The sequence below is a fragment of the Collinsella sp. CLA-ER-H9 genome (assembly GCF_040092295.1).
In the GTDB taxonomy this organism is placed as follows: domain Bacteria; phylum Actinomycetota; class Coriobacteriia; order Coriobacteriales; family Coriobacteriaceae; genus Collinsella.
Window position 1 is genome coordinate 160,019 of record NZ_JBBNLV010000004.1, and the last position, 10,105, is coordinate 170,123.

Sequence of the window (10,105 nt, forward strand, 5' to 3'; positions counted from 1 at the left end):
AATAAACGTATCGATTTTCCTGTTGATATGCAATTTGAGGAGACTGTTGTGGGGTTTGCTAATAATAGCTACTTGATTAACAAGCTCGAAGTTTGCAACTTTCGCAAGTTTGAATCCATCTCAGTTAGTTTTGAGCGTCAACTAACGGTTTTGGTTGGCGATAACGGTGTGGGAAAAAGTACTCTTATTGATGCCGCAAGCATTGCTCTGGGCACTTTATTCCAAAAGATTGAGAATGCGAAAGCACCTGGCATTACGCCTGACGATGCCCGCGGTGCCGTTATTAAGCAAGGAGACATGTTTGACGTTCAGTCGCGGTACCCGGTGACGATAGGTGCTGACGGAATTGTTCTTGGCAAGAACGTGCACTGGTCGCGTTCGCTTAATACTGCCAAGGGCCGCACTACTATTGCAGATGCTGCGGCTGTGGTGGATGCCGGCGCTCGGCTGCAAAAACTTGTCCGCAGTGGCGAGACGGTTGTCCTTCCCATTCTTGCTCGTTATAGGACCGATCGATTGTGGATGCGGACTGAACCTAAAGACCAATCGTTGCCCAACAGGACGCGTGGGTACGAAGGTGCCCTACAGGCATCTTCGAACGATGCACGTATGAATGCATGGTTTAAATCTCAATCCATTTGGGAGTGGCAGAATAGGCGTGACAGCGCACTGTTCTCTGCGGTTAAAAAGGCACTGGCCTCATGTTTTGATGCCGCTGCTTCTACCGTGGATGCGATGGTCGATTTTGATGCCGAACTCGGCCAGCTGGTGTTTACATATAGCACTGCCGATGGTAGTTACCATCGCGATAGGATTCATTCAATGAGCGACGGATATCGTGGCACGTTGAGCCTATTTGCGGACATCGCATATCGCATGGCGATGCTGAATCCCGCACTAGGAGATCGTGTGCTCGAGACGCCGGGCGTGGTAATGATTGACGAGATCGATCTTCATTTGCACCCTCGTTGGCAGGCACGAATTCTGGAGGACCTCGTTCGCATCTTCCCCAACGTGCAGTTTATCGTGACCACGCATTCGCCGGTCGTTGTGGCATCAGTGCCTCGCGGCAACATTCGCGTCCTTGACGGCGAGGCCGTGTCGGTTCCTGCGACGGAGACACGCGGACGTGATGCGGGAGACATTCTCAACACTGTTTTAGATGCTTCCTCGCGTCCCGAGGAAGCGGTCCAGTTGTTCGATGCATTTAACCGTGCCGTAGACGAGGGGCGCCACGCCGACGCTAGGGTAGGGCTCGAGAAACTTGAGGCATTCGTTGGGGCGGACGACCCGGATGTGGTTGCAGCAAGGACAACCCTTGAACTTGAGGAGCTGCTGTCGTGATTCCAATCGTAAAGGGATGCGAGCCTGCGGCACTTGCTGAGGCGAAGAGGATCATCCGCAATACTCCGGATGCAACTTTTTGTTACGAATCACTTCGAGGGGAGTCAAAGCGCAAGCTTCTTGAGGCGTTGCTTGCCGAACAGGGGCATCTTTGCGCCTACTGTATGTGCAGGATCGGTACGGATGGGCATCCGGCTACGATCGAGCATCTAATCCCTCAGCACCCTACTGATTCTGCGGCAGATGGAGAGCTGAGCCTTTCATATCGTAATATGGTCGCTGTCTGCGACGGCAGGGGTGGGAAGACGTGCGACAAGCAACGTGGCAATGCATCAATGACGGTTGATCCGACCAGGCGCCATACACTTGAAACTATTTATTACCACCGCGACGGGCGTATTGATGCTAAAGATGAATCCGTTCAGCACGATATTCAGATAACGCTTGGTCTCAATAATTCCCACACCAACCTTTGTGCTGATCGCTTTGAGTCCATGAGGACAATTGAAAAGGTTGTGGCCAGCACAATCAAGCGTAGGCGGATTGAGGACAATCGCAGCGCTAAGAAGATGATTTGTCTGAAAATCCTTAAGAAATTTGAAAGCCAAACGGATATGAAGGACGAGTATTTGGGAGCCAAGCTTTTCGTGGCTAGAAAGCTTGTCTCTAAATTTGACTCAGATTAGCCTTTCGGGGTTTAGCCGTTGCTGCTCACGATGTGGATTAGATTTCCCCAATTAGCAATTTGATTTGATAGTTTGTCGGCCTGTACGGGCTTGGCCCCCGTCCCCCCAATCTAGTAGACTCTAAACCGTTGCTAGATTAGGGGGATTTTCCATGAGACGCTCCGTGAAACGAGTTTCCGGGGCCGCCGCCGCGCTCGCGCTCGCGGCCGCCCTGGCCCTGTGCGGGCCCGCGGCCTACGCCACCCCCGCCGCGGCGGGGGACGCGCAGCCGCTCCCCGCCGAGGCGCAGCCCGGCGACGAGGGTTCCGGCGCCCAGGCCGAGGCCGCGCAGGCCGAGCCGGACCAGGCCGACGGGGGCCAGGCGGAGCCCGCCCGGGCCGAGGAGGCCGCGCCCGTCTCGCTGTCTTATTCCGCCCACGTCTCCAATATCGGCTGGATGGGCGCCGTCGCCGGCGGCGGGGTCGCCGGCACGACCGGCAGGGGGCTCCCCCTCGAGGCGCTGCGCCTCGTCCTGTCCGACGCGTCGACCGGCGAGCCCCTCGGCGCCGACGCCATATCCGTCGAGGCCCACGTCTCCAACGTCGGCTGGCAGGCCGCCGTCGGCAACGGCGGCACCGCCGGCACCACCGGCCGGTCCCGCGCCGTCGAGGCCCTGAGGTTCAGGCTGTCCGACGGGCTGTCTGCCCGCTACACCGTCTGGTACCGCGTCCACTCCGCCGAGTTCGGGTGGCTCGGCTGGGCGTGCGACGGCGCCGACGCCGGCTCGGCGGGCTACGGCCGCGCCGTCCAGGCCGTCCAGGTCGAGGTCCTGCCCAAGGGCGACCCCGCCCCGGGCGACACGTCCACGCCCTTCGTCGACAGGTCCTCCGAGCCCCCCTCGGTCTCCTACCGCGCCCACGTCGCCGGCATCGGCTGGCAGGGCGCCGTCTCGGACGGCGCCGTGGCCGGCACCACCGGGCAGGGCCGCGCCCTCGAGGCCCTCTCGGGCTCCGTGTCCTGGTACGGGCACGGCTCCTCCTCTCTCGAGGTGAGGGCCCACGTCTCGAACGTCGGCTGGCAGGGCTGGACCTCGGGCGCCGCCGGCACCACCGGGCGCTCCCTGGCGGTCGAGGCGCTCCAGTTCAGGCTCTCCGGCGAGGCCGCCTCGTCCTACGATGTCTGGTACCGCGTGCACTGCTCCGACTACGGCTGGCTCGGCTGGGCCAAGGACGGCGCGTCCGCGGGCACGGTGGGCCTGTCGAAGGCCGTCCAGGCCGTCCAGGTCGTGCTCGTCCCCAAGGGCGGCGCCGCGCCGGGACCGGCCGGCGGCGCCTTCCGCGGCGCCGGCGAGCGCCTGTCCGGCTCGGCCCTCTCCGTCTCCGGCTCGCCGGCGGGCTCGTCGTTCTCCGGCGGGGTCCTGACGCTCGGCTCCGAGAAGGGACCCGTGCTGGGCTCCGTCGCCGCCGTTGTCGACAACCTCGAGTCCGACGGGTCGGTCGGCTACCGCGGCCTCCTGCTCGGCTCCGGCTGGCAGGGGGAGTCCAGCTCCGACGGGGCGCAGCTCGCCGCCGCGGGCGGCGGGTTCCAGCTCAAGGCCGTCCGCTTCGGGCTGTCCGGCGGCCTCGCCGAGCGCTACGACGTCTGGTACCGTTCCTTCGACTCCGCGCGCGGCTGGACCGGCTGGGCGAGCTCCGGCGAGCCCTCCGGCGTCGAGTCGGGCGCCTCGGGCCTCACCGCGGTCCAGGTCGCCCTCGTCGCGAAGGGCGGCGCCGCCCCCGGCCCGACCGAGGGGGCCTTCGTCTCCGGCGCCGCCTCCGGCCCGGCGCTCGTCCTGCAGGGCCATGTCGCGGAGCGCGGCTGGCTGCAGGCGGTGGGCGGCGGCGAGGACGTCGGCACGACCGGCAGGGGCCTCGCGCTCCAGGCGGTGCGCGCCTCCCTCGAGGGGGCGGGCGAGGGGAGCTCCGTCTCCGTCGCGGCCCATGTGGCCGGCATCGGCTGGCAGGACGCCGCCTCCGCCCCCTCCTACGCCGGCACGGTGGGGCAGGGCCGCGCCGTCCAGGCCGTGAGGGTGTCCCTCTCCGGCCCCGTCTCCGATTCCTATGACGTCTGGTACCGCGTCCACGCGGCGGGCTACGGCTGGCTCGGCTGGGCCAAGGACGGCGAGGCCGCGGGCACCGAGGGCCTCGGCGTCCAGGCCGAGGCGCTCCAGGTCGTCCTCGTCGAGAAGGGCGGCGACGCCCCATCGTCGGGCGCCCCCGCCGAGCTCTCCGTCCCCTCGCTCAGCCTCAGGGCCCACGTCTCGGGCGTCGGCTGGCAGGCCGCCGTCGGCAACGGCGGCACCGCCGGCACCACCGGCCAGGCCCGCGCCGTGGAGGCGATCTCGGCCGAGGTCTCCTCGCCGGTCTCCGGCGGCCTGTCCTACAGCGCCCACGTCTCCGGCATCGGCTGGCAGGACGAGGTCTCTGACGGCGCCGTGGCCGGCACCACCGGGCAGGGCAGGGCGGTCGAGTGCGTCAAGATGCGCCTGACCGGCGGCCTCTCCGAGTACTACGACGTGTGGTACCGCGCCTACGTGCAGGACTACGGCTGGCTCGGGTGGGCCAGCGACGGGGCCCGCGCCGGCACGACCGGCATCGGCTACCGCGTCGAGGCGCTCCAGGTCCGCATCCTCGCGAAGGGCTCGGCGGCGCCGGGTCCCACGGAGGGCGCGTACAGGGATCGCCCCTTGCACCCGAATTCGGTTGTCCTCAACGTTCCTTGCACAATGCAGAATCCCGAGCTTCCTACTGGTTGCGAGTCCGTTGCATTGACCAATGCGCTCAACTATTACGGATTTGGGCTGGGTAAAACCGTCATTGCAGATGCGTATATGCCTAAGAGCAGCTGGGATTTTGTGACGGCGTTTTGGGGTAATCCGCATAGCGCTTCGAACGGAAACTGCATATCCGCTCCTGGATTGACCAACACGGCTAATTCTTTTTTGATTAGTCGTGGAAGCAGCTTGCGGGCGTATGACGTCACGGGCACTGGTTTCTATGATCTTTATTCCTATTTGGAAGCCGGACATCCCGTTATTATCTGGTCGACGATAGGCATGCAGAATTTGGGTCGATGCTATGCGACTCAGGGATACGGCGGAAGGATTTATCGTACGTATACCAACTCTCATACCGTTGTTTTAAGAGGCTTTAATCGTTCCCTGGGTACCGTTTACATTGCCGATTCGCTCTCCGGCTATGTCTCTAACTCTGCTGAACGCATCGCTTCGCTATACTCGCAACGAGGAGCCCAAGCGGTTGTCCTTAAGTAGGTCCGTTAATAGATGAAGGAAGGTGGAATCGTGAGACGTCTCTTTGATGTGTCCGTTTCTATTCTCATGGCTGCCGTGTTGCTCGTGAGCCAAACATGGGCTGTGACCGCTGCATATGCTGATTATTCAATTAACGGATTTGCTAGCTCAAATGACTCCGTCCTTGATGGTTCGGCTGCCACGCAAGACGGCTTGGTGTCCGAGGAACAAAAATCGGATGGTACTCCCGAGAATATTGAGTCCCAAAACGTGCAGTTAGCTTCCTCCGAAGAGGCTAGTGGAGCCATTGCTGCCGATTCAGCCGAAAGCAATCTGCTGACCGTCAAAAACGTAAGCGTTTCTGCCCATGTGCAGAATATTGGCTGGATGAACCCAGTTGGTTCGGGCAAGGTTGCCGGAACGACAGGCAGGGGCTTGAATCTCGAGGCACTTAAAATCTCACTTGAAGTGGACGGGCCTTCCTCTCAAGAGCAGGTTGCAAATGCCCTGTCCGTCGAGGCCCACGTCGCCGGCATCGGCTGGCAGCCCGCCGTCGGCAACGGCGGCACCGCCGGCACGACCGGCCAGTCCCGCGCCGTCGAGGCCCTGAGGGTCAGGCTGTCCGACGGGCTGTCTGCCCGCTACACCGTCTGGTACCGCGTCCACTCCGCCGAGTTCGGCTGGCTGGGCTGGGCGTGCGACGGCGCAGAGGCCGGATCGGCGGGCTACGGCCGCGCCGCCCAGGCCGTCCAGGTCGCGGTCCTGCCCAAGGGCGACCCCGCCCCGGGCGACACCGCCACGCCCTTCAAGAACCGTGTTGATGATCCCGCTTCGATTTCTATCCGCTCGCATACGGCTAACATAGGATGGATGTCCCCCGTGGGGAACGGGGCTATTGCAGGAACGACCGGCAGGGCCCTTCCTATGGAGGCTCTTGAGGCCCAGCTTGACTGGTATGGTCATTCGGGTGCTATTGAACTTCGTGGCCATGTGTCGAATATTGGATGGCAGAAGTGGTCCGAAGGTCGTTGCGGTACGACTGGTAAGGCGCAACGCCTTGAGGCCGTTCAGATTCGCTTGACTGGTGAGGCGTCTGAAAAATATGACGTTTGGTATTGCGCCCATGTCTCGGGCATAGGCTGGCTTGATTGGGCATGCAATGGCGCAGCTGTTGGCTCTGCCGGCAAGGGCAAGGCCATCGAGGCGGTCAAAGTGGTTCTTGTAGAGAAGGGCGGATCTGCGCCCGGCTCTTCGGATAAGGTTTTTATCGGAGATCTTGATGCTGTTACGGTCTCCGGATCGGCTATTTCTGGGCAAACGTTAGGTTCTTCCTCTGGTCAAAAGGCTTCAATTGGAGGCAAAGACTCCAAGCTGTTGAACTCTATCGCCTTAAGCGTTGCGGGACAGACTGATGACGGCTCTATTTCCTATGCCGTTATGGACGGGTATTCGGGCTGGGGTTCTTCCTCATCGGATGGCGGCCCTGCCAAGGCAGTATCTGGGGCGCCCATAAAAGCGATAAAAATGTCATTGAGCGGTCAGCTTGCTGCCAATTACGACATCTGGTATAGGGTTTACGATTCTAGCAATGGCTGGACCGGATGGACCTCAAATGGTCAACCTTGTGGTGTTTCCGGCGGAACTTCCGGCTTATGTGGCATTGACATAGCTCTTGTTAATAAGGGTCAGTCTTCGCCCGGCTCCACTGACAATGCGTTTATCGAGGCGTCTGGAGTCGGTCTTGTTTCTCAAGCGCACGTTGCTTCTGCGGGCTGGCTGGCTCCTGTTGGCAATGGTGAAACTGCCGGTCAGACTGGAAAGGCCCGCTCCCTGCAGGCGTTGTATGTCGCAACGCAGGGCATCGATGCCTCCGTCGAAGTGTCGGCACATGTTGCGAATATTGGCTGGCAGCCATACGTTTCGGGTGCCGACTATGCTGGCACTGTTGGCAGGAATCTCGCAATTCAGGCAGTCAAGCTAAGGCTGACTGGCAACGATGCCTCAAAATACGATATCTATTATCGCATTCATGCTGCAGACTATGGTTGGCTTGGTTGGGCTAAGAATGACGCTGCAGCCGGCACCGTAGGCTTGGCTAAGCAGGCTGAGGCAATTCAAATTAAGTTAGTTGCCAAGGGCTCTTCTGACGCGCCCGCCCAAGATCAGGCGGCTTTGATTCAGCTCCCTGGGCTTTCCGTTAAGGCAAACTGCTCTGGGCTTGGTTGGCAAACGGTTGTTGATAATGATGGTGTTGCTGGCACGGTTGGGCAGAATCGCGCCATGGAGGCCATGCAGCTGTCGCTTTCTGATAGCTCTATAAGTGGCGGCATTTCGTATTCTGCCCACGTATCCAATATCGGCTGGCAATCTGCTGTTTCTGATGGGGCTGCATCAGGGACCATTGGTCAAGGGGAGCAAATTCAAGCCGTAAAGATCAGCTTGACCGGCGATGTTTCCAATTACTTTGATGTCTGGTATCGCGTTCATGTGTCAAATTATGGTTGGCTTGGCTGGACCAAAAATGGATCACCGGCGGGTACCACGAAGCTTGGCATTCCTGTTCAGGCCTTACAGGTAAAGATTGTCCCCAAGGGCGCTTCCGCACCGGGGTCTACGTTTGATTCGTATTTTGAGACCTATCGTTATATGGGCTACCAGACTCCCGGATCCTACCCAAAGGTTAATTGCAGCAGCGTGCAGCTTCCCTCATATTGCACCGGATACTTTACATACGTCACGCCTTCCCGCATTCCCTATAACGCTTCGCGCCAGGACTGCATCAATGCATTCATTCAGCGTGCTCGTGAATACATTGGAACTCGTTATATCGAGCCTTGGTCTTCTTGGCCGGGGGATGCAGTTGATTGCTCGGGCTTGGTGCTGCAATGTCTGTATGCGACCGGCATGGATATGGCTTGGTATAACCCCTATAACCATCGTTGGTTGCCCGAGCAAACCTATAACTCCATGAATTGGTATCGCAACAACACATTTATGCCGGTTAGCACCTCTGCTATGCAGAGGGGAGATGTGGTCTACTACCAGGGTCATATTGGAATCTACATCGGAAACGGTCGAATTATCGATTCGTGGCCGGGAATTGGAGTCACCGAGCGCTCAGTCTATGCTCCTGGTCGTGTAATCGGTGCCGCAAGGCCTTTTGCATAGAGCCAATTGAGGCGCTCCGTAACGGGAGCGCCTCTTTTTGTCTGAATGCTACCGTTGCGCCTTAAGCCTTAAATGCTTGTTTAGAAGTGCGGTAATATAACTTGGTGTCTTCGAAAGTAGTCAATGTCTCGGGGGATATATGAATCGTCTCAAAGCGTCTGCAGCTTTGGTTTGAACGCTTTTAATAGCTTGGTCGCAAATCATTCAGCCTTACTATGCATACGCGTTGTCTGCCCAATCCGTCGCTTCTTCACAGTCGGTACAGCAATCATCGAACGACTGCGGATTTCAAGGTGAAAGTTCTCAGGATGGGCAGGGCGACGCTTCGGGTTCTCAGGGTGTAACCGAATGGTATGGTGACGATGCGGACGCCGCTCGTCCAGATGGGGACTCAGGCTCAGTTTCTGATGATCAGTCTGGAATCGGGACTGATGAGTCGGACGTTGACGATTCTGCTGGCGAGGCCTCGGCGGATGATTTCACACAGGCGGATTTTCCTGAAGCTGACTCTTTGGAGCCGAATTCCTGGCGTTACGAGAACGGCTTGCTTATCGATGCTGTCTCCGATGGCATCGATGCACAGTCTTTGGCTGACGAAGCTTTGCCCAATGGTGCCGTTGCACGTGGTATCGATGTCAGCAACTTTCAGGGGACGATTGACTGGAATCAGGCTAAAGCCGCTGGAATAGAATTTGCCATTCTCAAGGTCGGCCCTGTTTACGGCAAACCCGATTTAACGTTTGAACGAAACGCTACCGAATGCGAACGTCTCGGGATTCCTTACGGTGTCTACTATTACTCCTATGCTCGTTCTGTAGCGGATGCAAATATAGAAGCCGATCGAACGCTTGCTTGGCTCGGTGGCCATCATCCGTCGCTTCCCGTTTATTACGATCTTGAGGATAACTATATCTTGCAGGATCCGAATTTCAGCAAAGATAAGCTCGCTCAGATTGCGCAGACTTTTTGTAACCGTATGGAGGCCGTTGGCTTTAAATCTGGCATTTATGCAAACCTTAACTGGTTTAACAACTATCTGAACTCTCCGTCGCTGAGCGGTTATGACCATTGGGTCGCTCAGTACAATTGGCGTTGTGACTATGCCGGTAGCTACAGTTTCTGGCAGTACTCAAGCAGCGGTAATGTCCCGGGCGTTAACGGACGCTGCGACATGAACTACTGCTTTAATGGGTCTTTTCTCAACGTTGATGACGGTAAGATGCATATCCAATATGAAGCACATGTTTCTAATATAGGCTGGATGAGCAGTAAAAGAGATGGATCAACTGCGGGCACAACGGGACAGTCGAAGGCCGTGGAAGATCTTAAAGTCAGTATTCTGAATCCCGAGGAAGATGGTTCTGTCCAGATCGACGCCCATGTCTCGGGCATCGGCTGGCAGGGATGGGACACCCCCTCGGCGTCCGAGGGCGGCACCACCGGACAGGGCCGCGCCGTCGAGGCCGTGCGCCTGAGGCTCACGGGCTCCCTCGCGAAGGACTACGACGTCTACTACCGCGTCCACGCCTCCAACATCGGCTGGATGTCCTGGGCAAAGGACGGCGAGGAGGCCGGCACCACGGGCTTCGGCAGGAGCGTCGAGGCCGTCCAGATCAGGCTCGTCAAGAAGGGCGACGCC

Annotated in this window: 5 protein-coding genes; all 5 read left to right on the forward strand. The window is 59.0% G+C overall.

Annotation, left to right across the window (positions count from 1 at the left end):
• Window positions 1–48 precede the first annotated feature (48 nt).
• Window positions 49–1,344 carry an AAA family ATPase gene (locus AAAX73_RS04470; protein ID WP_349125147.1) on the forward strand — a complete coding sequence of 432 codons (1,296 nt, stop codon included), beginning with the start codon at window positions 49–51 and terminating at the stop codon, window positions 1,342–1,344.
• Window positions 1,341–2,030, forward strand: coding sequence for a hypothetical protein (locus AAAX73_RS04475; protein WP_349125148.1), 690 nt, complete (start codon window positions 1,341–1,343; stop codon window positions 2,028–2,030). Before AAAX73_RS04470 ends, AAAX73_RS04475 begins: the two co-directional genes overlap by 4 nt.
• Window positions 2,031–2,181: 151 nt before the next feature.
• Complete coding sequence (locus tag AAAX73_RS04480) at window positions 2,182–5,319, forward strand: C39 family peptidase (protein WP_349125149.1); 3,138 nt, start codon at window positions 2,182–2,184, stop codon at window positions 5,317–5,319.
• 12 nt (window positions 5,320–5,331) lie between these two features.
• Complete coding sequence (locus tag AAAX73_RS04485) at window positions 5,332–8,466, forward strand: NlpC/P60 family protein (RefSeq protein WP_349125150.1); 3,135 nt, start codon at window positions 5,332–5,334, stop codon at window positions 8,464–8,466.
• Window positions 8,467–8,692: 226 nt separating this feature from the next.
• Window positions 8,693–10,105, forward strand: a 1,413-nt coding sequence (locus AAAX73_RS04490; RefSeq protein ID WP_349125151.1) for a GH25 family lysozyme, incomplete at its 3' end; no start/stop codon positions are given.

Coding starts and splice junctions, on each gene's coding strand:
- AAAX73_RS04480 (WP_349125149.1), top strand. CDS start 2,182: ATGAGACGCTCCGTGAAACGAGTTTCCGGGGCCGCCGCCGCGCTCGCG.
- AAAX73_RS04485 (WP_349125150.1), top strand. CDS start 5,332: ATGAAGGAAGGTGGAATCGTGAGACGTCTCTTTGATGTGTCCGTTTCT.